Below are 23267 nucleotides of genomic sequence, written 5' to 3' on the forward strand. Positions count from 1 at the left end.
TCTAGTTATATTTGATTTTTCTTAAAATTCTTAAGTTGTCTTTTAGCCGTTGGTAAGCTTTTGGCTGAATTGCTTTTAATAAAGGCTTAGCTTCCTCCAACTTTTCTAGAGAAGAATCGAACCCATTAAGGTAAGCAATGAGGTAAATCGTAGACAAATTTACAAGCTCTCTTTTTTCTGCTGAATTTAGGTCGACCTTGTTTTTAAGCTTTTTTAAAAGACTGTCGTTGTGGTTGAGATAATGCCTTAGCGTCTTTTGGTCGTATTGAGGAGGCTCAAACATCAGCTTTGACTCGATATCGTAATGCATATTATCTCTGAAATGAATCATCACTTTTTCTAAGGGATAATAATTGAATCGATTTTGAAGACCCAAATGTACATACTCTATAATTTGAAACTTGTCTTCGTCATATTGAATTTCAACTTCATCTAAATCAGAATAAAACAATTTAACTTGCTCATTGATCAACTGAATGTTGACTCTAGAGTAAAAGGTTTTATCTCCAACAGTTTTTGGCTTTCCTGCCCAGCATAGGACAAAGTATTCTTTAAAGACTTTATATCTGGGATTGAAATCTTTACTGTTTAAAAGGAAATCGTGAAAACCGTCTAGGGTTAATTCAATATTATTCTGAGAGTTTTGTTCAATAGCAGCAACAATTTCAGAATTGATATCTTTTATTTCAATATCGAAGACCTTGGGCTTGCTAATGCTTCCTTCTCTCATAAAAACGGTACCTCCCCAATACTTCCAGATATTTTTACGCAAAGCGCAGATACTCTGATCTCTTTTTGGACGAATGCTCACGAGCCCCACCACCTTATCGTCGGGCAAATGCGGGAATTGAATGTTTTCGTAAGACACAATTGGTGGGTGTTCTAAATAGGCATTCACTAAGTTTTGAATTTTACTGTCATCAAAAAAGTCGACCCCAACGATTTTATTATTTTCATCTTCAATCCCAATAACGATGTAACTATTACTTATTGGATTGGTGTTAGAAAGGGAGCACACGTGTTTTAGAAATTTAGCTTTCCCCTCTTTACTCCCTATGTTTATAAGCAATTTTTTATCATAGAAACTGTTTTCCCCATTATGGGCGAGTAGGTTTTTAATAAGAAGGCGCTTGTTAATCATAGACTTGGCTAAAATTACAAGAAAAAACCAAATGTAAGCACCAACAAATTTGAATTAATTGCAAAAAAAAGCGAGATCCAATTTGGATCTCGCTTAAAAGATAAAGTCTTTTTAAGAGTTAGTTAAAGATATACCTTACACCAACTTGCATTTGCCATCTTGAAGATAGGATTCCTGAGTCATCAAAGTTTTCAACATCTGCTTCTGTAGTAAATTCTTCTAAATTAAAACTAAACGCAGGATCTGGACCACCTTCTTCGACATTTAATATTCCTATACCACCTGGGATAAATGGTCTACGACCCCAATCCTTGTTGATGAGATTTGTAAAGTTGAAAATATCAAAAGAGAGTTGGAACGTATGTTTCTTATCATTTAAATCCAAGCTGATATCTTGTAAGAATTTAAGATCCACAATATGACTCCATGGCCCTCTTTCTCCATTACGCGCTGCATATTCACCTCTTCTTTCTCTTAAGTAATCGCTCGAATTAATATAACCGTTAAGCGCCTCCCACTGCTCAGCTGGAGTTGCAATTAAATTTTCATCTCTATCAAGTAAAGGAACTAAATTAATTTCCGAAGCATCCCTAGGAATATAGATTAAAGCGTTGTCTCTTGAATCATCATTTAGAAGGTTTGATGGTCTGTTATTGTATACATATGTAAATGGACTCCCTTCTTCACCGGCATAAAATAACGAAACGGTACTTTTTACATTGTCATTCCACTCGTACTCATAGCTCATGTTAGCCGTGAATCTAGATCCTAGTGCAAAGTTAGAGCGTTGAATACCTGGATTTGCGTTTTTACCGTTTACTGTTTCTAGGTTTCTCCACTGTGATGAGTTTTGGGAAGAGGTTCCTTCAAAAACATTATAAGACTCACCATAAGTGTAAGCCAATTGACCTGCAAAACCATTTTCAAAAGGCTTCGTTAATTTAAACGTAGCATTGTAAGAATAGCCTTCACTTGTATTTGTTCCTAAAAAGACGCTAGAATAATCATCATCTATCAGGGCACGTCTATTATAGAAAGGTCTATTGTCTGCTCCATTAAGATTTCCTACTGGACCTCTAATGTTTAAATTCTCATAAAAAATGGCATTTAATACATCGTTATACAAAAACTCTCCAGAGGCAATTAAACCCCAAACTGGTAGTTTTTGATCTACTGCGATATTATACTTAGCCACCTGAGGTAATTTAAAGTCAGGCGAAAAGATATCGATTTGTCCACCTCTCGCACCTGTTCCTGGCTCAGCTCCTGGCTGTACGGGCTGGTCGAAGGGGTCTGCATTAAAAAATATGTCTCCATCTATTGCTCTTTCATCAACAAATCCGGCAGTTAAACCGTTATTGTTGTAGGCTCCACCTGGCCATACTAAAGGAATTCTAGAGGTAAAGACTCCTACACCACCTCTTACTTGAGTGGATTTATTACCACCTACGTCCCAAGAAAATCCAAGTCTTGGAGAAAAGTGAACCTGGCTTTTTATAGCCTTACCTACCCTTGCTCCTTGTAGGTCTTTGCCATTAGCTTCGAGAAGCTCAACGGTTCTTGTGTTGAAGTCATCGTTAACTAAACCATCATCAAAAAATGGAACATCAATACGAAGACCTAAACTAACTTTAAAATCATCGGTTAAATCTACATCATCCTGAACGTAAAACCCTAATTGAGAATATGCAAATTCTGCAGCCCCTAAAGAGTCATCACCAAGACCTCCAAGAAGGGAATAGCCTCTATCAAAAAATCTAGCTGGTGCTTCGTTTCCATCAACATCGTCTAAATAAGTTTCAAAATCCTCCAATGAATTAAACGCGTACTGACCGTAATTTTGTCTAAAGAATACGTTTTTAGAATCAAAATATTCAAAGTTTGCACCGAAAGTTAACTTGTGACGCCCTCTATAAAGCTCGAAGTTATTAGTAATATTCAATACTTTTTGCTCTAGTAAGTTAGCTGTAGAAAATGCCTCTGAACCAAAGTCAATATCTGCAGGACCATCAAATATTCTAACCCTAGGAAATGGATTTCCAGTTGGATTTCTATCATCCAATACATCGGTATAGGCCACAATCAAGTTGTTGGACATGTCCGACCCATTTGTTGTACTCCACTCTAGTGTTGTCGAATTGGTTCTTGAAGGAAAAAATACGCCTGCATTACTATAGTTGATGTTTCTATCACTACTTTGTCTTGGATTTGTATTTTCAGCATTTACATAACTATTCTTAAGCGTAATGCTGTTTTTATCATTTACGTTCCAGTCAATACGTGCAATTAACTTATCACTTACTAAGCTAGTTGTATTATTGTCAAAAACTCCAGGATTGTAGCCATAATTGTCAATCAAGCCTTGCTTTAAGTTAGCTAAGTCTTGAGCAGATGAAGTTCCCTGGTAACGGTCAAAGACAAAAGGTTGAGGCGTTTGCTCATCCTGTCTTTCGTAGTTGATAAAGTAGAATAATTTATCTTCTACAATCGCTCCACCTACTCTAGCTCCAAAAAGCTTTGCAGTAAAGTCTGTCAATTTCTCTCTATTGTCTTCGCTAATCCCCGTAGGTGTCTTACCTGCTAGGTCTTGATTTCTTAAGTAGTAGTATGCTGAACCTTCTGTATTATTAGATCCAGAACGCGTAATGGCATTGATAGATCCACCAGCGAAACCAGATTGTCTCACATCAAATGGAGAAAGGTTAACCTGAAAAGATTCAATCGCATCAATGGAGATTGGGCTTACTCCAGTTTGTCCACCATTGGTTCCTGAACCGGCAAGTCCAAAAGCATCGTTATTTACCGCTCCATCAATATAAATAGCGTTGTATCTGTTGTTTTGTCCACCTAAAGAGATACTTCCATTTTCTCCTACTTGCGCTTCTGGAGTTGTTCTAATGAAATCTCCTAAAGATCGGGTTGCAGACGGAAGATTAGAAATCTGTCTTTGAGAAATGTTTGTATTAGATCCTGATTGTCCAGAATCGAAAATACCATTTCTAGAAGCCGAGATAACCACCTCATCCAAGGCGTTATCGGACTCAGACATTTGTCTGCTAATTCTTTCTGAATCGCCTAATTTTAAAAAGAAATTACTTAAAGAAATTTCTTCAAAACCAACGTAAGTGATTTTCAAAGTGTAGGGTCCACCAACACGCATGTTTGGGATTCTGTAGAAACCATCAAAATCTGTCACAACACCATACTGTGTTCCAGTAGGTGTATGCACAGCAATAATATTTGCCCCAGGAAGAGGTTGGTCATTATTGTCTGTGATCTTACCATTAATAGAGGAAGTAGTCACCCCTTGTTCATAAATACCCACTCCCATCACTAAGAATAAGCCAAGTAGCAATTTTTTCATTTGAAACGTTTTTTTTGTTTATATTTTGGTGCAAAGTAAACCCAGATTTAAAGTTCTAATATTAAGCCAATGTTAAGAAAAACTGTTAAAAAATTAAATTTGGTTTTAAATTCGGGGGTGAAATTAATACTAAATTCCCAAACTAGTAGGTTTATTTAAAAAAAAGGGGGACTAATTTTAACAAGTTTTAAATCAACTAATTATAAAATCCTTTTATAATCAACCTCATCAATTTTTATTCTCAATGGCTTGATGAATTCAAAATAGGAAGGCTTTAGAGATTCCTTCATGGGTTCTGCATCTGGTAGGTCTTGTTTGTAAGGATCTACTTGTCTTCCGTTCACCCAAAACCTATAACAGACATGAGGTCCTGTGGCTAGACCGGTTTGTCCAACATATCCAATAATCTCACCTTGCTTAACGTATTGGCCAACTTTTACAGCCCTTCTGGACATGTGAAGGTATTGTGTAGAGTATTTATTGGTGTGTCTTACCTTAACGTAATTTCCGTTGCCTCTGGTATAACTAGCTTTGGTGATAACACCATCTGCTGTAGACCAGATTGGGGTTCCTGTTCCTGCTGCATAATCTGTCCCTTTGTGAGCTTTCCACCGTCTTTGTACGGGGTGGAAACGACGTCCTGTGTATCTTGAAGAGATACGACTAAACTTTAGGGGAGCTTTTAAAAAGAAACTTCTAAGCGTTCCAGCTTCCTCATCAAAAAAATCTGTGCGCCCAGTAAGACTATCAATTTCAAAATTGAAAGCGTAAAACTCTCTCCCTTTATGCTTTAAAACTGCAGCATCTATGGTCTCGAGTCCGGCATAAATGGTGTCGTCTATATATTTTTCTTTGTAAATAAGTTTAAATTGATCTCCTTTTTGAAGTTTAAAGAAATCTACACTCCACTGATAAATATCGGCGAATCTATTGGTCAATAAATAATCTAAACCCGCTTCGTCTATAGCTGCTGAAAGCGATGAAGAAATAACTCCAGAGGTCGTCTTTTGCTTAATTGTAACTGGTTTGGACTTTGCTAGACCGTGGATACTGTCTAGGCTGACAACTGCATAATTTATGACGGACTTTTGATATATAAAATGCTCAACCTTTCTTGTAGAATCTTTACTCTTTAGAAGCATATAAGGCTTACCGTAATTGATACGCCTAAAATTCATTACAGAATCGGGGATGGTTTGTGTAATTTGATAAACTTGACCTGGAGTGACTCCATGCCTGTCCATGATAACCCCAAAAGTTTCGCCCCGTTTTACTGTATCCAGAATAACTTCAAAATCACTCAACTTAAACCCATATACTTTTGGCTCAGGTTTTTTCTCAACTTCCAATTGAATAGTTTCCTTTTTGGATACCTTTTCGACATCTTCATTGCAAGAAGTCAGTACTAAAAAAGAAAGGATTATTATGGCAAAGTAAGGATAGTCTGTTCTCAATATCAAAATTTAAAGGTAAAACGTCAAAATTACATTTTATTATTAGGTCAACAAGAAGAAAATAACTTGCTTGATTTTTATATACAACAAAACCCCTTTACAGAGGTTTTGTTGTATTCATCTTAAAGAATATTAGCTATCCGAGAGCGCTTCTGCACCTGCTACGATTTCCAAAATCTCATTAGTAATAGAAGCTTGCCTAGCTTTGTTGTAAGACAACTTAAGATCGTCTCTCAACTCTGTAGCATTGTCGGTAGCTTTATGCATCGCTGTCATCCTAGCCCCATGTTCTGAAGCTACAGAATCTCTAATCGCTTTAAACAATTGAATCTTCAAAGACTTAGGAATTAAATCTTCTACAATTTCTGCTTTATTAGGTTCGAATATATAGTCCTTAGACATAGCTTCTCCAGCCCTTTGGCTTGCAGGTTTTATGGGTAAAAATTGTTCTGTCGTAATAATTTGGGTGGCTGCATTTTTGAAGCTGTTGTACACCAATTCAATCTTATCGAACTTATGAGTTTTAAATAAATCCATTAGGTGTTCAGCAATTTCTGCAACAGCATCATAGGAGAGATCATCATACACAGTATTGTAAGATTTCTCCATATCGAAGGATTTGCGAAGAATATCTCCCGCTTTTTTACCGATAGGAAGAATTTTAATCGACTTCCCTGGATATCCTTCAGAGGACAGATTTCTTACGCGTTTGATAATGTTTGTATTAAACGCACCCGCCAAGCCTCTATTGGAAGAAATAGCAATAATTAATACATTATTGACTTCTCTTTCGTTAGAGTAAGGACTATTTGTATCGCTATCTAAAGATGCGCTTAAGCTTTGCAGAAGCTCATTGAGCTTCTCAGCATAAGGACGCATGTCCTCAATTGCATTTTGTGCACGGCTCAACTTAGCAGCAGAAACCATCTTCATGGCACTTGTAATCTGCATCGTAGATGATACCGAAGTTATCCTACTCCTTAAATCCTTTAAATTAGCCATAAATTAAGCTTTATGCTTTATATTTTGAGGAAATTTCTTTAGCAGCACTTGTGAGTGCATCTGTAATTTCATCAGTTAGTTTACCCGCTTTCAATTGGTCTAAGACGTCACGGTACTTGCCGTTTAAGAAAGACAGATAATCTTTTTCGAATTCTTTAATCTTGTTGACAGGAACATCCCTCATCAAGTTTTTGGTTCCTGCAAAAACAATAGCGATTTGATCTTCAACAGCGTAAGGGCTGGCCTCCGATTGCTTTAGAATTTCAACGTTGCGTTTTCCTTTTTCAATCGTATTTTGAGTCGAAGCATCTAAGTCTGATCCAAACTTAGCAAAAGCTTCTAATTCTCTATATTGAGCTTGATCTAATTTTAAAGTACCAGCTACTTTTTTCATGGATTTAATTTGAGCAGAACCTCCCACACGAGATACTGAAATCCCCACATCAATTGCCGGTCTTACCCCAGAATTAAATAAATCTGACGTTAAGAAAATCTGGCCATCTGTAATCGAAATCACATTGGTAGGAATATAAGCAGAAACATCACCAGCTTGGGTCTCAATAATAGGAAGTGCCGTTAAAGAACCGCCTCCTTTTACTTTTCCTTTTAAAGCTTCGGGTAAATCGTTCATTTGTTTTGCAATAGTATCATCATTGATAATTTTTGCAGAACGCTCCAATAATCTGGAGTGAAGATAGAAAACATCACCAGGATAGGCTTCACGACCTGGAGGTCTTCTCAATAGTAATGACACTTCACGGTAAGCAACAGCTTGCTTAGATAAATCATCGTATATAATCAAAGCTGGACGACCCGTATCTCTAAAATATTCACCAATTGCAGCTCCAGCTAGTGGGGCATACACCTGCATAGCAGCAGGATCTGATGCGTTGGCAGCAACAATAGTCGTATAGGCTAATGCACCTCTTTCTTCTAGAAGATTTGCAATACCAGCCACTGTAGACGCTTTCTGTCCAATCGCTACGTAGATACAATAAACTGGCTCTCCTTTATCGTAAAATTCTTTTTGGTTAAGAATGGTATCGATACATACAGAAGTTTTACCCGTCTGTCTATCACCAATCACCAATTCTCTTTGTCCACGACCTACAGGCACCATAGCATCTATAGATTTGATCCCCGTTTGCATTGGTTCTGTAACAGGCTCTCTATAAATAACTCCGGGCGCTTTTCTTTCGATAGGCATCAAGAAAGTTTCTCCTTCAATCTCTCCTTTACCGTCGATGGTTTCACCTAAGGTATTAACCACGCGACCTACAATACCTTCACCCACTTGGATAGAAGAAATTTTCTTAGTTCGCTTAACAGAGTCTCCTTCATTAATATCATTAGACTTTCCTAAAAGAACCACACCAACAGTGTCTTCCTCTAGGTTAAGTACCATACCGTTAAGTCCTCCCTCAAATTCAACAAGTTCACCTAACTGTGCGTTGGCTAACCCGTACACATTGGCAATACCATCTCCAACACGAAGAACTGTTCCTACTTCGTCTAGTGAAGATTCAGATTCGAATCCAGAGATTTGTTTTTTTAAGATTGCTGAAACTTCAGCAGAGTTTACTTCAGCCATAATTTATTGTGTGTTAAATGGTAAATCCATACCGTTTAATATTATAATAATTGTCTTTTGAATCGGTTAAGACTAGTAGATACACTTGCATCAAATTGAAGATCTTTCAACCTGAGTACAAATCCACCAAGTATAGATTCATCGACTTGGTTGGTTAGATTTGCTGTATATCCGGTTATTTCTTTAATTTTATTCTGAACTTTTTCTTCGATATCTTTAGTCATTTCGACAGCTGTAACCACAGATGCATATTGGATATGATGCTGTGTGTTGTAAAGCGAAATATATTCTTCAGATATCTCTTCTAAAATCGCAACGCGATTGTTGGTCGCGAGTGTTTTTATGAGCTTTTGAACTAGAGGTTGAACTGATTTGAACACCTCTAAAAGAACAGATTGCTTCTTAATCACTTCGATTAGTGGACTAGATAACATCAACTTCAAGTCCTTATTCTCATCGATTGTGGAATGGATAAGCGTAAAGTCATTGAGAACTTTATCTTCTAAATTCTCCTCTTGTGCTAATTCTATAATTGCCTTGGCGTATCTTCTTCCTGCCGCTCTACTTCCCATAGGATATTGTTAGTTAAGTTTAACGTCGTCTAGCATTTTGTTAACCAAAGCCATTTGCTCTTTCTTATCGTCCAATTGCTTTTTCACAACTGTTTCTGCAATTTGAACGGATAATTCTGCAACCTGAGATTTGATTTCAAATAAAGCCTGCTTTTTTTCACTTTGAATAGTGATTTGAGCTTTTTCAAGAATTCTCTCAGCCTTTTCATTTGCATCCTCTGTAGCTTCAGAAATGATAGATTTTTTCATGTCTTGAGCCTCTTTCAGCATTTCATCTCTTTCTGCTCTGGCTTGCTGAAGCAATTTCTCGTTATCTGCTTTCAGATTTGCCATTTCCTCTTTTGCTTTCTCTGCGGAATCTAAGGCATCATTAATCGAAGCTTCTCTTTCTCCAACAGCCTTCATCACTGGCTTCCAAGCAAACTTAGTTAATAAGAAAATAAGGACAATCATGACAACAACTTGCCAAACAAATAATCCGTAGTCAGGAGTAATTAAATCCATATATGATAAGTGTTTTAAATTCTAAAAATTAAAACCCTCATCCAACCAACCGTTGGGTATGAGGGTTTATCATCATTTTAAGTGGTCAACACACCTAATAGAGCGGCAACTACTCCAAAAAGAGCAACACCCTCTACAAGTGCAGCAGCAATAATCATTGCGGTTTGAATTTTTCCAGAAGCTTCTGGTTGGCGAGCGATAGCTTCCATTGCGGACCCACCGATTTTACCAACACCAATTCCTGCTCCTAAAACTGCTAAACCAGCTCCTAAAGCTGCAATACCTACGTGTAATAATTCCATAGTAAATAAATATTAAAAATTAAAGATTAATGATGTTCATGTTCTTGCACTGCCATCCCTATAAAAAGCGCTGACAATAAGGTAAATATAAATGCTTGCAAAAATGCAACTAATAATTCTAAAACTGTAATAAAGACGGCAAAGGGGACAGATATGAACGCGACTCCCGCATTTTCTAATATAAATATCAACCCTATTAGACTTAAAATAATAATGTGACCCGCCGTTATATTCGCAAACAAACGAATCATAAGCGCGATTGGTTTTATAAAGACTCCTAGAATTTCGACAATGGCCAAAATTGGTTTTACTGCAGTTGGAATACCTGGCATCCAAAAAACGTGCTGCCAATAGTCTTTACTTCCATTCACTATAATAATTGCTAAAGTAAACAACCCTAATGCAACAGTCACAGAAATATTACCAGTGACGTTTGCTGCTCCTGGTAGTAAGCCCAATAAATTTGTAATCCAAATAAAGAAAAATACCGTTAATAAGAAGGGCATGAATTTCATGAATTTCTTTTCGCCAATCTGTGGTCGTGCAATTTCATCACGAACAAAAATAACTAAAGTTTCAAGGATATTTTTAAAGCCTTTGGGAGCCGATTTTGATTTTTTATAATGGTTTGCCAAGCCTATAAAAAGGATAAACATCAAGACTACTGTAAGAAGCATTGAAGCTACGTTTTTGGTAATTGAAATATCGAAAGTAGCATTTGCATTAAGCGCAGCGTGAGCTTCTTCATCATATTTCAAAAGTTCTTCACCCTCGTTTAAGACATAAATTTTTTCGTGGTAGTTTACAAATTTCTGACCATTAGCATCAACTACATACTCTCCTTCGACATCATGATGAAATTCACTCGACATAAAAGTGGCAATTCCTTCATCTGTCCAAAGTATGACTGGTAATGGCAATGTAAAAGAATCTTCCCCTTCACCAAAAAAATGCCACCCATGAGAATCACCGATGTGATGCATTATCATTTCTGTTGGGTTGAAGCTTTCATCAACAACCCCCTCAGTGTCTAGCTGAGCGAATGAAGCAAAGGAATTCAGAATGAGCATTAGCATTAAAGCCACTGTAATCTTTGAAGATTTGTGTGTTGCCATAAATAGTTGACTTAGTATCAATTCGAAATTTCGTGCAAATGTAAGTTTTTACTTTTTAATTTTAAATGAAAGCTTTAAAAAAATATTTGCTCTCTTAAGAAAAGCCAACTTTTACGTAAAATCAAGACTACAAGGGCAAATTCGTAAGATTAAAATTTATAAAAAATTACAATTTCTAGCAAATCTCGGCGAAACAAACAGCAGATAAACTGATAAAACACTCAATGAGGAATTTAAAAAATCAATTTGCTGGAGTTTCCTTTTGATTGATAAGCTTGATGACCTGAATGGCTTCAAATATCAAAAACACGAAATAAGGAATAAAGAAATTTAAAATATTGGTAAAACTTGGTTTATCATCCGATAGAAATCCTGGTAATAGAAATAAAATCGCTGCTAGCATTTTTAAAAGGCTAGTCCCCATAAAAGCAAAGCCTGCATGATCTTGGGATTTTTTATATACCAATTGAACAATCGCTGCTACTGCAAGTGCAGAAATAATATGAAATACATAAATAGAAAACAATGAGTAATAAGTGACAACCTTAAAAACTAAATCTATCGAATAATGGATCAAGAGAATAACAGCTGAAAACAGAAAAATAGAAACGTAAGGATTTTGTAATTTTTTTTTCATAAAAAGTCTAATCCTTAAAGTGTTTTAATGAAGTGATGACATGAATCATAGAAATAAATATACCTAAAAGAGATATAATAATCGTAAACAATTTTGAAGATTCCATAAAGGTATCATCTAGCCAGATTCCCAAAAAAACGGAACCAGCAATAGTTACTGCCATTTGTAAACCTAGTCCAGAAAAATAAAGCCAAGGTTTAGGCCGATCGCTCTTTTTTGGCATTTTCAGTGAAAGATTTTACAGCCCCTTTCATACTACAAGTCGCATTAAAGGTAGCTCCAGGCTCAATAGAAAGCTTGTCTGCAAATACATCCCCTTCGATCTTAGCAGTAGCTCTTAGCGTCAATAGAGATTTAACCTTTAACTGTCCTTTAAATTCGCCCTCAAAATCGGCATTCTCACAGTCTATCTCTCCTTCGATATAGCCCGTTTTACCAACGACAATTTTTCCTGGAGTTGTAATATTTCCTATGACTTTGCCCTCTATTCGAAAGCTGCCTTGGGACTCTATACTTCCTTTAAAAACGGTTCCTTGAGCAATTTTGTTCTGTTCTTTTGTTAAGTCTGAGTTATTCACGGGTTTATTTTTTTCTGAAAACATATTAATTAGTTTTGTTTAAAAACTCGTCCAGATTTTTGTTGATCTGAGCAATTTTATAATTTTTCTGCGATATCACAAAATAAGTGAAATTTTTGTTCACTTTAGCATTATTAATAAACTTTTCTGCTAAGCCTTGTGCCCCTAATTTACTTTTAAGACCTTTAATAGTAACTAAAGTTTGATCTTGATCATAAATTTCTTCACTTAAGGTCAATTCCAAACCGCTTTCATCCTCAATAGCTAAGGCCAAATCTGACTTGAACTCTTCGTATTTTGATTCTTCAATATTATCATTAAAAAAATTATAAACTAAAATATATTGATCTCCAGGATCTTTCTTGAAGTCAAAATCAGTCGAAAAAGGTTTTCGCTCTAGTTCCGTATATCGTTTTTGAGCATATTTCCCTTCTTTGGACTGTGGATAAGTTAAGGCCACATAATTAAGCGCTTTTTGGTATGCTAAAGCTCCTTCAAGTTTTGCAAGAATTCTAGCTTTCAGTAATTCTAGTTTTGGCAAGATGGAGTTTCCTACAAACACCTTTGTATAGGTCTCTATTTCATCCAGCGTCTGCTGATATTGACCAGATTTATAATCTTTGTAAAGTCTAGAATAAATATTCTGTGGGTTATTCGCATCGTTTCGATAGGCTTCTGGATTTCTTAAGATACTGGCATATCTAGAATCTGAATGATTGTTTAAAATATCATTTTTCCAAGAATTTGCTTGTTTGGTATTTCCTAGATCATCATATATTTTGAAAAGATAGTATTTGGAAGGTAAGATTAAACGCTCTTCAGGATTACTTTCAAGTAAGGTCTCGAGTTTTGAAATCGCCAAGTCATATTTTTTAAACTTTTCTTTGTACATGATTCCCAGTTGATAATAAGCAAGGTTTCTTTCGTCTGAAATGCTATCAATCACTTTTTGGTCTGTAGGGATCATCGCAATATAAGTTTGGGGATCGTACTCTGGTCGTAAGCGATCTTCCTGAACTATGTCTTCCTTAGTGTCTAAAAGTTTTTTCTGAGTAGAGTTACTTCTCCAGTCGTCTGCCAATTCTATATCTCCCCAGATTTTTCTAAAGGACTCTTCCCCTCTTTGTTTTTGAGTAATATCGTAAAAATAAAAAGTGGTCGAGTTAACTTGTCCACCGCCAATCTGACTTTTTTGCCTACCGAACCTAGAATTAATAATCGAAGAGGAACTTTTATTGGCAAATACACTTTTTTCTTCTTCTTTGAGTTTTTCAATATAGCTTTTGAATATTGCGATGCGTTCTTCCTCGGGGGCTTTTACTAAGTTGAGGATACTATCGGTTTCTTTAGCGATTTTTTCAAAAGTGATAACGTCTTCCAAATTTTCTCGCTTTCGTTTCACTTGTCTGTATTCTCGACTACCGTTCACAAGATTGGTTAAGGTGCTATCGTAATATTTTCCTGAGGTTTCGTAGGAAGATTTATCAAAATAAATCTCTCCCAAGTTGACATAATTTTGACTTTTTAGATACTTATCGTTAGGTTGCTGCTTTAAAGATTTATTGAAGCGTTCAATTGCAAGATTAACCGAGTCCTTTGCTAAATTGAACATCGCATTATCGTAATAAATAAAATCTAAAAAAGGTCTATTTTCTCTGTTTTCTGCTAGCTCCTGAAATGCCAACTCCGTTTCATACCAAAGTGCATTATCTAAATCTTGAAGCTTCAGTTTCTCCAACTCAGAGTGAATCATATAACGCCTTGGTGAATTTCTATTTAAAGCTATAACCTCATCAAAACTAACTCTTGCGCTATCCTTCTGGCCTAGTAAAGAATACAGTTGCCCTTTGATATACAATAACCTTCCCTTCTTTTCGTCATCTGGAGCATTCTGTATTGCAATACTAAGCGGCGATAGAGCTTGGCGAGTTTGGTCTTCAGCAATGAAAGCTTGGGCTAGTGTGGAGGTAGCTTCATAGCTCTCTAATGGGGTAAGCTGAGTCGTATTGACCAATTCAGTTAGATTAACGATAGCCATTTCAAAATACTCCAGTCTCAAATTTACTTTTTCAACCCAAATTTTGGCTTCGTTGATGGTAGAGCTTTCTGGATAGTGATTCAAAATAAAACTAAAAGCATCTTTAGCGGGCACAAAACGCTGATCGTAATACCGTGCTTTACCCAAAAGCAAGAAAGCCTCATCTATTTGTGGGTTGTATTCTTTTCCTCCCATGTACATGGAGTGCTTTTGAATAGATTTAGTCGCTTTTTCTTCAGCATTTTCAAAAGAAGAATTTTCTGAGGTACTATTTTTCTTTTTAGGATTCTGTTTTGTGGCCATACGTTCAACCGGCAACACCTTCCAATAGTCTTCGATATATGCCGCTTCAACCTCCCGCTGACCTTGATCTAACTCCAGATTACCGTTATACACTATATTGTAGTAAGTCGTCATGGCATGAAAATTCTTATTCAAGAATTTATCCTTTTTTCTTGAACAAGAAACCAGAATGAGTATTCCAACAAGGAGATATAAAGGTAGTTTTAATCGCATATACAATTCTAAGATATTAATAACTTGATTTGCAAGAAAATCGTATGTTTTGGTAAATATAAATGCATTTTATCTCAGAAATTGAAAATAAAGAGGTTACCTCTCAAAGTAAAGTTCAAGCTCCTTCAAAGTGGCCTCACTGGTTTTCATATCTTTTACAACTTGTCCTTTATCCAGAACAACTATACGTTCACAAACGTCGGTCACATGCATCAAGTCGTGACTTGAAATAAGTACCGTAACATGATTTTGAGAAGAGAGGTCTTTGATGATTCTTTTAAGCCGAATCTGTGTTGTGGGATCTAAATTTGCAAAAGGCTCATCCAAAATCACGATCTCTGGTTGACCTATAAGCGCTGCTACTATTCCGGCTTTCTTCTGGTTTCCCTTAGAAAGGTCTCTCAAGTATTTCTTTTGATTCAATATTTCGCCATGGAAAAAATCTTCAAATTCACTCAAAAGTTCATCCACCTCTGCTTTAGAAGTATTTCTTAGATCTCCAATAAAATAAAAATATTCTTCAGCAGTAAGATAGCCAATCAAAAAACTCTCATCTATAAATGACGAGGTAAAAGGCTTCCATTCTTCACTTTGATTAACGATGATGCCTTTGCTTTCTATTTGTCCAGTAGTTGGTGGGATAAGGTCCAATAGCAAACTAAAGAAAGTTGTTTTTCCTGCACCGTTGTTTCCTACCAAACCAAAACTTTGACCTTTGGGAATATCAAGGGACTCTATGTCTAATATTTTATCTGCATTATAACTTTTGGATAAGTCTTGAACGTGGATAATGGTTTCCATATATATGTTTTATTTTTTTTCTGAAAAAGCTGAAATAGTTTTGTATTTGGTCTTTTGATATACCTTTTCTATAAGGTTTAGAAAGTAAGACTTAAAGACTAAGCCTAAGACTCCACTCAATGCTAAAGCAATGATGCCAGCATTGAAGTTGATAAGTTTATAAGGGATGTAGAAAATAAGCATAGGGCCAAGAAGCTTAGGCAGACTCATAAGAAGTTGGGTGGGATTAAAGCCTTGGGTATTGCTAAAGGCTTTGGCTTTTTGATTAAGCTCTATAGGCACTCTGTTCAATGCTCCCCCGTAAAGGGTGATGAAAGAGTTAAGCCCAATATTAAAAGAAGCCCCCGCAGCAATCATGGCAAAAATATCCCAACCAAAATAAATATAAGGCGCACTCAACACAAAGGAAGCTGCACAAGCAAGGGCCATTAAATACCACTTGGACTCCAAGTATTTTTTGTAAGAAATATTTTGGCTCATCATCAACTTATAGTATTCACTATCCCAAGAGGGAACCAACTGACCGAATGAAATAAGAAACCCTCCCGTGACAAAAATAGAGGCAAATGCCAAAACAATAGGAAGGTCTCTGTAAGTATCTTGAGTATAAAAAATCAATCCATAAAACAAGAAGAAGAAGGACATAAGCAAGACTTGTTTAGGCCTTGCATTTCTTGTAATCATCTTTATATCGTTTTTCAAAAAGATAGACAACTTTCCGAATTTATTCAGAAATTCTAAATTGTAATTACTGAAGCTTTCCTTTTTACCCTGAACTGCACCGTCCACATAAAAATTCTTTTTAAGCATTCTGTAATTAGCCTTGAATAGCAGAATGACCAAGAATACGGGAATAATAAGTGTATACCCCAAACTATAAAAAGAATAAAAGACAACCCCCAAATACTGGGATATATCAAAAATTCCAAAATATTGCATTCCAGAAATTAAAGCTAGAAAGGCAATAACTCCATAAAAAATAGGATTGTTTTTATTCAGAATGAAATTTAGAAAGTTAATGCTAAAGCTTATTGAGAGGATGCTCAAAAACCAAAGCACGACCATGAATGGAGAATAACCTTGAACGATGATTACAATGGCTAATGGAATAAAAAAAAGCAGTGGTAAAATATTAAAAAACGAAAAGGAGGTTTTTAATAATAAAAAGCGAATCACCGCATTTCTTTTTATAGGTAAAATCAACATGGGTTTGATATTCAGCACTGGTAATTGTTGAAGAAAGTACCTTAGCGCCAAGTCTCCTATAACCCAGTAGATTAAAAAGTTGTTGATCATTTTGAAAGGATCTTCTTCTGGTAAGGTTTTTTTGAAAATAAAGAAGACTCCTACCCCTGCCAAAATCGCTATGCTGGCAAAATATAAAGCCGCGAGTAACATCAAAATTTTTATAACTAATCCTTTTTCAAAGAAAGAAGATCGTCGAAATTGCTTCCATTCTAAACTTAGGAATTGTTTTATGTTCATAGTGAAACTTTGAAGGTTAGTTGGTTAATCTGAGATTTGTTACACTCATTCAATAAACAAATAAAGTGAATTTTAGGAAAACTTTTAAGAAATAAATGAATTTACTGTAATTTTTGAATGCAAAACCTTTGTAAACTTAATGTGCTTTTTAAATCCCTAGCAGGGCTTGGTATTTAAAAAGTTGAAGCTTGTTCGTTTTTAGATATTCTAAAACACATCCACTACTTTAGGCTTAACTAAAGCGTGGAAATACAAGAACAAGGGACAAATAGAGTGTTTTGAAAATTAATCCTTTAAAGACTCTAAGGCATACCAAAGCCTTTGTTGAGATTGTTGTTGGGAGCCAAATATACTTCTAAAAATTTCTAATTCTTTATCCAAAACAATCCAGTGTGGCGTCCCTTCTGCCTCAAAGTGATCGTAAACCTTTTGATGTGGATCGATGTATATTTCAAAAGGGGAAGCCTTAGTTGAAAATATGTCTAAAATTTCGACCTTGGAAAACGACTGTTTCCCAAAATTGGTATGAAATATTGACGAATATTTTAATTTTACTGAGACTTATCTTTATCGTTAAACTTCAAAAATTGAATTTTTTGATCCACAAATTTGCCTACTAAAATGCCTTGAGATTTTCCCTCGTAAACGGCAGATTCATAATGAATACCACCAAAAACTCTACTAATAATAGCTTCATCTGCAGCAGACTTAAAGGATTTAAAAAACCTAGCGGGCAAGCCATAAGGTATTTCAGTTGTATCTAAAAATTCAAAATCATCGCCAAAAATAGTTGTTAGCACTTCAGCAGCAGAACTAGAAACCACGGAATGTCCACTTGTATATTCAGGAAATGGGGGTGTTTGTAATATTGGCAACCAATCTGGGTCTATGTATTTATTGATAAGGGTTTCAGGCCTAACTAAATTACTGCGATACTTTTCATCCCAACAACTTATAAAAGCATCTGCTATAGCAATAGATGTTTTGGTCTGAGCGTATACGGTCTTTTTAAAATCGGTCTGATTTTTTTCACAAGCAATTTTACAAATACCAATCCAATGAGCACCTGGAGTTATTTTTTTTTCTGCAAACATATAGTGACCCTTGTTTACAGAAACAAAAGGGTTGCAATCCCAAAAGCGAGCTATAGCAATTTCTTCGCTCTCATTACCTTTTTCTCTTATATCATTATTGATTTTATAAACTGACATTAGTTCCTTATAAAACTGACTATCGGGTTCCAATGAGAAATCGGGATGTGGAGCAGGTTTAAATTGAGAAGCTGAGTCCAAAGTAAAGGGTCTCAATTTGTTCCAGTGTGGCTCAATGCCATTCATATAGGCTGGAGGAGTGGGTTGCCAAACGGAGGGATCATCTGAATAAATATTATAAACTGACATAGTACGAGTTTTATCGTACCTATCCTCTTTCATCCACTTGATAATTTGACTAGAAACTTCTTCGGCATAAGACCTCGCGGCTCTAAACTCTTTTTTGTTGTTGTTGTCCCAATAAGTATACAAACTATCTTTATAATTTGTAAATATTTCTTTGCTAAATACCATCTCTTCAGAGACATTTAGATAAGCAATTAAGGCTGCTAGATTTAAGTTGATATTATCTTTGTATGAAGTAATCTGAAGGGGCTTTAAGCCATTGAGTTGAGTTGCTAAAGACAGATATTCTTCACTGTTTTGATTGAGAGTTTCATATGCCGCGATACTAGGATAGACATACAACCTACTTGCTGCTGGTGGAGAAAATATGTCGTGGACCATTACTTCTGTAAGTTTGTCAATGGCATTGTGATAATCTTCACTTTGGATTATAATAGGCTCATTTTCTACTTCACAAGAAGTCAAGCAAGAGAGGATAAGTAAAAATAGAAGTAAGCGTTTTACCTTCATTTAGTAATTAATTTTAAATATTATAGATTTAATAGGAGTAACATCTTAATGCACCGTCATTAGAAACAACTATTAGTAAGTTGAAACTTTTCATTTTCAGACTTTCAATTTTTTTAATCTGGTCATGGAATGGTTCTATACCAAATTCAGAGACAAAATTATAGCGGTCTTTGCCCTTGACTAAAAGTCCTTTTAAAGCACTATAAGCGCCATGGTAAGTGTTTACTCTAAAGGAATTTCCACCAACAACTAGTTGATTTTCATTTTTAAGCTGTAACTCTAAAAAACTAGTTATAGGAGCTAATTGAAAGTCTTTATCGAAAGGAATAAACTTATCAAATTTCCCATTCTCATTCAATAAATAACCAGAAGCTAATGTCTCAACTTTATAACTTTTAGCCTGTTTTAAAGACCCTTTAGTTATGACTTCTTCAATAGTTTTTCCAGCCATACTTTTGTGGTCTGTAAAAATTTTACTGATGACATTCATTTGAGAAGAAAGTTCGTCTTTAGTGTTTAAAGGATAATATTTTCCATCATTATTATAGGCCAAAATACTTTCCTCTACACCATTTCTATCAAAATCTGAATGATACATCATCAAAGGACCATCAAAATTGAGGTTGAATTTGGTGTTTAGTCCCCAATTTCCAAATAATATATCTTTATCTCCATCTTTATCAAAATCATACATTGTTACAGTTTGCCACAATCCGTTGAGCTCATTTGGGAGCTTCATTTCCCTCAATTTTCCTTCCTCATTAATAAAAATATAAGGATGATCCCATTCTGTTGTTATGATTAAATCCTTTATCCCATCTTCATTAATATCATACCATTTTGCATCAGTTACTTTAGAAGTTAGTTTGAAGTTTTGATCTTTTTCAAAATGACCACTTCCGTTGTTTACTAATATGTAGGAATCTACCATCAAACCAAAATTTCCCAATTGAGAATAATTTCCAATGAATAAATCCTGATCCCCATCAGCATCATAATCGTATGCAATTACTGTAGAGGTAATGAATTGATCTTCTGGCACTAAACCCTCTTTTTTGGTGAACTTACCGTTATTATTTAAATATAAACGATCCGTTTTATATTTAGGACTTTTATTGGCACCAGATGCTACATATAAGTCCAAATCACCATCATTATCTACATCAACAAACAGGGCACTATTGTCTTCAAAATTAATATCTTCAATAAATTCAGGTTGGTCAGACTTTTCAAAAGACAAACCGTTATTAAGCATTAGTATTGCGGGTTTACCGACCGAATTTCCTATGTAAATATCCTCAAAACCATTATCATCTATATCTCCTAGAGCAAAAGCAGGACCTAGAGTAGACACTTTATATGGAATAAGTTTTTCCTCAGCAAAATCGTTATAATTATCTTCCTTGTGAGTAAAGTTTATGAAGTCTTCTTTTTTAAATATAATATTTTTTTCTTTATTTTTACTATAATCATAAATCTGACCACCTTCTTGGTAAACTACATTTAGTGCAGCATTAGCCTCGGGTTGTTTAATTACGATGTATTCATTATTAGGCCAAATTACTTTTACAGAATCAATTTTACTAGTTTTGCCAAGGCCAAAATGTAATTTAGCTTCAACAGAAGATAAAAACCCTCTTGATTTATATAGTTGCTTTAATTGAGACTTGCCATTGCTGTAAACTAGAGCCTTTGAACCAACCCCCTCTTTATTAGTTGATTTATATTCGAATTTCAAGTCAAGATAATTTGCCTTTCCGTTCGTAGTATTTTTAAAAATAGAGGCTGCTTGGTTAAAATTATTAGTCACCAGATCTAAATCACCATCAAGATCCAAATCAACGTAAATTGCCCCATTGGAAAGCTGTGGCTCATTTTTAATCCAATTTCCAGTTTGATTCTTGAATATTTCAGAATTGCCTTCAAAAATTTCATTGGCTACTTTACCACTTGGCATTTTGTCAATGGAATTGTATAGCCATTCTAGACCCTCACTTTCTTCTCTGCCTTTGAAAGCGCTTGAGACATATTTTTTAAAATCCAAACTATTTGGTCTTCTTAAAATACCATTTGAAATAAATAAATCTTGATGCGTATCGTTATTAAAATCAGCAAATAAAGGCGCCCAACTCCAATCTGTATCTGCAACTTTATTTAAGAGTGCAGTTTCTATAAAATAGTCTCCAGTTTGATTTATCTGCAACATATTCCTAGAGAACTGGTCTTTGTACCCCAACTTTTTTAGATGTGCCTGCATGTTAAACATAGCATCATCGCCTTCAGTTTCCTTTAAAACACGTTCTTCTTTCGGAAGCATATCTAAGGTTATAAGATCTTGGTAACCGTTGCCGTTTATATCTGCAGCATCGCTGCCCATAGAAAATCTACTAATAGTGGTAAAGGCTTCATCGAGACTTTCTTTGAATGTACCATCTTGGTTATTTATGTAATAATAATCATCTTCATGAAAGTCATTACAAACATAGATATCATCCCAACCGTCATTATTGAAATCCGCAATAGAAGCACTGAGACCGTAACCGTTAATACCACCATAAATATTAGCAGAATCACTAACATCTGTAAATTTACCATTGTCATTTCTTAACAAAACATCACCAACATTGGCAGTTCTATCATTTCTTAAATCCGCTCTTCCGTGAGATAAGTTTGTATGTACAGCGTGATTCACAATATAGACGTCCAAATCACCATCTTTGTCATAATCGAAAAAGTAAGATTGGGTTGAGTAACCTTTAAAATCTAAACCATAAGATTTGGCGTCTTCTGTAAATGTACCATCGCCATTATTAATAAAAAGTTCGTTATGACCAGTAAAATCTAATAATCCTGAAACAGCGCAAACGTAAATATCCAATAATCCATCGTTGTTAATATCTATCATGGTTACACCAGTATTCCAGCTTGCATTTCCTTGAATATTGGCTTGTTCTGAGATGTCTTCAAATTCTAGATTACCTTTGTTTATAAAGAGTTTATTCTCACCTGTATTAGCAACAAAAAACAAATCTGGTAAATCATCACTATTAATATCACCGGCTGCAACACCCCCGCCATTGTAGTAATAAATATAGTTGATAATGTTGTGTTCGGAATCCTCAGTAACCATATTACGAAAATCGAGCTTACTTTTTTCTATAGGAATTTCCTCAAATAAAAAAGATTTTTCCTCTCGATTAGTTTCATTCGTGCAACTCCAAAAAAATATAGAGAAGCACAGTAATACTATTGTGTTAATATCTGTTTTAATAGCCCTTTATATTTAATAAAATATTAATAATCTTTATGACAAAATTAGTAAATTATATCTTTTATTCCATTCTAAAAAGAGAAGACTTGAAATAAATTTTTTGAGTGTAATAGCGAAAAGGTGAAGGAATATTTTTTCCTTCACATAAATTATATTGAAAAAACGATTTTTGTCTAAAGTGTAAACGAATATATAAACTTCATGGATTTCAACTTATCTCTAAAAGAACAACAGACATTAAATTCGAGCCCGCAAGGAGTCTTAAGATTATTAACATCTAATAAATCCAGTATATTGAGAATTAAGCATCGAACATTTAAATCAGACATTTTAAATGGTAAAAAATTGTTTTTAAGAAGATTTATCATAAAGCGAAAATGTGTAAGCCTAAAACTTCTTTAAAACTAATGATTGTGTTGTAAAATTTAGAAATGAAAAAAGTGAGTCATCCACTACTTTAGGCTTAACTAGAGCGTGGAAATACAAGAACAAGAGACAAATAGAGTGTTTTGAAAATTAATCCTTTAAAGACTCTAAAGCATACCAAAGCCTTTGTTGAGATTGTTGTTGGGAGCCAAATATACTTCTAAAAATTTCTAATTCTTTATCCAAAACAATCCAGTGTGGCGTCCCTTCTGCCTTAAAGTGATCGTAAACCTTTTGATGTGGATCGATGTATATTTCAAAAGGGGAAGCCTTAGTTGTAAATATGTCTAAAATTTCGACCTTGGAAAACGACTGTTTCCCAAAATTGGTATGAATAACGATTAAATTTAGTTCTGGAAACTGCTGAGTAAGCTCGAAGGCAAAGGGAATTGCTCTTCCTGTGCAACCTAAGCAATAGGTGTTATAGAATAAAATAAGGTTGATCTTTCCTTTTTTGGTGAGTTGAGAAAGTGTGTGTTCTTTATGATTTAGGGTAAGCAAGGCATTTTTCATAAGGGATTTACTAAAGAATTCATCTCTTTTTTTCTAAAAAATTAATAATA

At 35.1% G+C, this 23267-nt stretch carries 18 protein-coding genes; all 18 read right to left on the reverse strand.

Going from position 1 to position 23267, the window contains the following annotated elements; all coding sequences use genetic code 11:
* Nucleotide 1 precedes the first annotated feature (1 nt).
* A complete protein-coding gene (locus PGOND44_RS00345) occupies nucleotides 2-1141 on the reverse strand; it encodes an ATP-binding protein (protein ID WP_003434594.1) in 1140 nt (379 codons plus the stop codon).
* A gap of 118 nt (nucleotides 1142-1259) precedes the next feature.
* Nucleotides 1260-4505, reverse strand: coding sequence for a TonB-dependent receptor (locus PGOND44_RS00350; RefSeq protein ID WP_003434598.1), 3246 nt, complete (start codon nucleotides 4503-4505; stop codon nucleotides 1260-1262).
* A 200-nt stretch (nucleotides 4506-4705) separates the two neighbouring features.
* Entirely contained in the window at nucleotides 4706-5959 is a 1254-nt protein-coding gene (locus PGOND44_RS00355) for a peptidoglycan DD-metalloendopeptidase family protein (protein WP_003434601.1), read from the reverse strand.
* 132 nt (nucleotides 5960-6091) lie between these two features.
* Nucleotides 6092-6961, reverse strand: a complete 870-nt coding sequence (gene atpG, locus PGOND44_RS00360) for an ATP synthase F1 subunit gamma (protein WP_003434604.1) — start codon at nucleotides 6959-6961, stop codon at nucleotides 6092-6094.
* Between the two features lie 10 nt (nucleotides 6962-6971).
* Nucleotides 6972-8552 carry a F0F1 ATP synthase subunit alpha gene (atpA, locus tag PGOND44_RS00365; RefSeq protein ID WP_003434620.1) on the reverse strand — a complete coding sequence of 527 codons (1581 nt, stop codon included), beginning with the start codon at nucleotides 8550-8552 and terminating at the stop codon, nucleotides 6972-6974.
* 41 nt (nucleotides 8553-8593) lie between these two features.
* Nucleotides 8594-9124 (reverse strand): ATP synthase F1 subunit delta, encoded by a 531-nt coding sequence (gene atpH, locus PGOND44_RS00370; protein WP_003434623.1) that lies wholly within the window; start codon nucleotides 9122-9124, stop codon nucleotides 8594-8596.
* Nucleotides 9125-9133: 9 nt separating this feature from the next.
* Nucleotides 9134-9628: a F0F1 ATP synthase subunit B gene (locus PGOND44_RS00375; protein ID WP_003434626.1), complete on the reverse strand. Its 495-nt coding sequence runs from the start codon at nucleotides 9626-9628 to the stop codon at nucleotides 9134-9136.
* 77 nt (nucleotides 9629-9705) lie between these two features.
* Nucleotides 9706-9930: an ATP synthase F0 subunit C gene (gene atpE, locus PGOND44_RS00380; RefSeq protein ID WP_003434627.1), complete on the reverse strand. Its 225-nt coding sequence runs from the start codon at nucleotides 9928-9930 to the stop codon at nucleotides 9706-9708.
* 26 nt (nucleotides 9931-9956) lie between these two features.
* Nucleotides 9957-11045 (reverse strand): F0F1 ATP synthase subunit A, encoded by a 1089-nt coding sequence (gene atpB, locus PGOND44_RS00385; protein ID WP_003434629.1) that lies wholly within the window; start codon nucleotides 11043-11045, stop codon nucleotides 9957-9959.
* Between the two features lie 241 nt (nucleotides 11046-11286).
* On the reverse strand, nucleotides 11287-11682 hold the full coding sequence (locus PGOND44_RS00390) for a DUF6168 family protein (RefSeq protein ID WP_003434631.1): 396 nt from the start codon (nucleotides 11680-11682) through the stop codon (nucleotides 11287-11289).
* A gap of 7 nt (nucleotides 11683-11689) precedes the next feature.
* Complete coding sequence (locus PGOND44_RS00395; protein WP_003434634.1) at nucleotides 11690-11905, reverse strand: AtpZ/AtpI family protein; 216 nt, start codon at nucleotides 11903-11905, stop codon at nucleotides 11690-11692.
* A complete protein-coding gene (locus PGOND44_RS00400) occupies nucleotides 11880-12284 on the reverse strand; it encodes a bactofilin family protein (RefSeq protein ID WP_003434637.1) in 405 nt (134 codons plus the stop codon). The genes PGOND44_RS00395 and PGOND44_RS00400 overlap by 26 nt, the downstream gene beginning before the upstream one ends.
* A 1-nt stretch (nucleotide 12285) precedes the next feature.
* Complete coding sequence (gene porW / locus PGOND44_RS00405; RefSeq protein ID WP_040555629.1) at nucleotides 12286-14814, reverse strand: type IX secretion system periplasmic lipoprotein PorW/SprE; 2529 nt, start codon at nucleotides 14812-14814, stop codon at nucleotides 12286-12288.
* A gap of 96 nt (nucleotides 14815-14910) precedes the next feature.
* Nucleotides 14911-15615, reverse strand: a complete 705-nt coding sequence (locus PGOND44_RS00410) for an ABC transporter ATP-binding protein (protein ID WP_003434644.1) — start codon at nucleotides 15613-15615, stop codon at nucleotides 14911-14913.
* A 9-nt stretch (nucleotides 15616-15624) separates the two neighbouring features.
* Entirely contained in the window at nucleotides 15625-17100 is a 1476-nt protein-coding gene (locus tag PGOND44_RS00415) for a DUF5687 family protein (RefSeq protein ID WP_003434647.1), read from the reverse strand.
* Between the two features lie 551 nt (nucleotides 17101-17651).
* The gene (locus tag PGOND44_RS00420; RefSeq protein ID WP_003434649.1) at nucleotides 17652-19007 is read right to left on the reverse strand and encodes a vanadium-dependent haloperoxidase; all 1356 of its coding nucleotides are present in this window, start codon (nucleotides 19005-19007) and stop codon (nucleotides 17652-17654) included.
* Nucleotides 19008-19035: 28 nt separating this feature from the next.
* The gene (locus PGOND44_RS00425) at nucleotides 19036-22137 is read right to left on the reverse strand and encodes a VCBS repeat-containing protein (protein ID WP_003434652.1); all 3102 of its coding nucleotides are present in this window, start codon (nucleotides 22135-22137) and stop codon (nucleotides 19036-19038) included.
* Between the two features lie 657 nt (nucleotides 22138-22794).
* The gene (locus PGOND44_RS00430; protein WP_003434655.1) at nucleotides 22795-23217 is read right to left on the reverse strand and encodes a TlpA family protein disulfide reductase; all 423 of its coding nucleotides are present in this window, start codon (nucleotides 23215-23217) and stop codon (nucleotides 22795-22797) included.
* Between the last annotated feature and the right edge of the window lie 50 nt (nucleotides 23218-23267).

This window comes from Psychroflexus gondwanensis ACAM 44 (assembly GCF_000355905.1).
GTDB lineage: Bacteria > Bacteroidota > Bacteroidia > Flavobacteriales > Flavobacteriaceae > Psychroflexus > Psychroflexus gondwanensis.

Excerpts from the sequence above, each read along its gene's own strand:
- PGOND44_RS00425 (WP_003434652.1), bottom strand. The coding sequence starts at position 22,137 with ATGGTTACTGAGGATTCCGAACACAACATTATCAACTATATTTATTAC.
- PGOND44_RS00390 (WP_003434631.1), bottom strand. The coding sequence starts at position 11,682 with ATGAAAAAAAAATTACAAAATCCTTACGTTTCTATTTTTCTGTTTTCA.
- PGOND44_RS00400 (WP_003434637.1), bottom strand. The coding sequence starts at position 12,284 with ATGTTTTCAGAAAAAAATAAACCCGTGAATAACTCAGACTTAACAAAA.
- PGOND44_RS00345 (WP_003434594.1), bottom strand. The coding sequence starts at position 1,141 with ATGATTAACAAGCGCCTTCTTATTAAAAACCTACTCGCCCATAATGGG.
- PGOND44_RS00420 (WP_003434649.1), bottom strand. The coding sequence starts at position 19,007 with ATGAAGGTAAAACGCTTACTTCTATTTTTACTTATCCTCTCTTGCTTG.
- PGOND44_RS00350 (WP_003434598.1), bottom strand. The coding sequence starts at position 4,505 with ATGAAAAAATTGCTACTTGGCTTATTCTTAGTGATGGGAGTGGGTATT.
- PGOND44_RS00415 (WP_003434647.1), bottom strand. The coding sequence starts at position 17,100 with ATGAACATAAAACAATTCCTAAGTTTAGAATGGAAGCAATTTCGACGA.
- PGOND44_RS00410 (WP_003434644.1), bottom strand. The coding sequence starts at position 15,615 with ATGGAAACCATTATCCACGTTCAAGACTTATCCAAAAGTTATAATGCA.
- porW (WP_040555629.1), bottom strand. The coding sequence starts at position 14,814 with ATGCGATTAAAACTACCTTTATATCTCCTTGTTGGAATACTCATTCTG.
- atpB (WP_003434629.1), bottom strand. The coding sequence starts at position 11,045 with ATGGCAACACACAAATCTTCAAAGATTACAGTGGCTTTAATGCTAATG.
- atpE (WP_003434627.1), bottom strand. The coding sequence starts at position 9,930 with ATGGAATTATTACACGTAGGTATTGCAGCTTTAGGAGCTGGTTTAGCA.
- atpH (WP_003434623.1), bottom strand. The coding sequence starts at position 9,124 with ATGGGAAGTAGAGCGGCAGGAAGAAGATACGCCAAGGCAATTATAGAA.
- atpA (WP_003434620.1), bottom strand. The coding sequence starts at position 8,552 with ATGGCTGAAGTAAACTCTGCTGAAGTTTCAGCAATCTTAAAAAAACAA.
- PGOND44_RS00430 (WP_003434655.1), bottom strand. The coding sequence starts at position 23,217 with ATGAAAAATGCCTTGCTTACCCTAAATCATAAAGAACACACACTTTCT.
- PGOND44_RS00375 (WP_003434626.1), bottom strand. The coding sequence starts at position 9,628 with ATGGATTTAATTACTCCTGACTACGGATTATTTGTTTGGCAAGTTGTT.
- atpG (WP_003434604.1), bottom strand. The coding sequence starts at position 6,961 with ATGGCTAATTTAAAGGATTTAAGGAGTAGGATAACTTCGGTATCATCT.
- PGOND44_RS00395 (WP_003434634.1), bottom strand. The coding sequence starts at position 11,905 with ATGCCAAAAAAGAGCGATCGGCCTAAACCTTGGCTTTATTTTTCTGGA.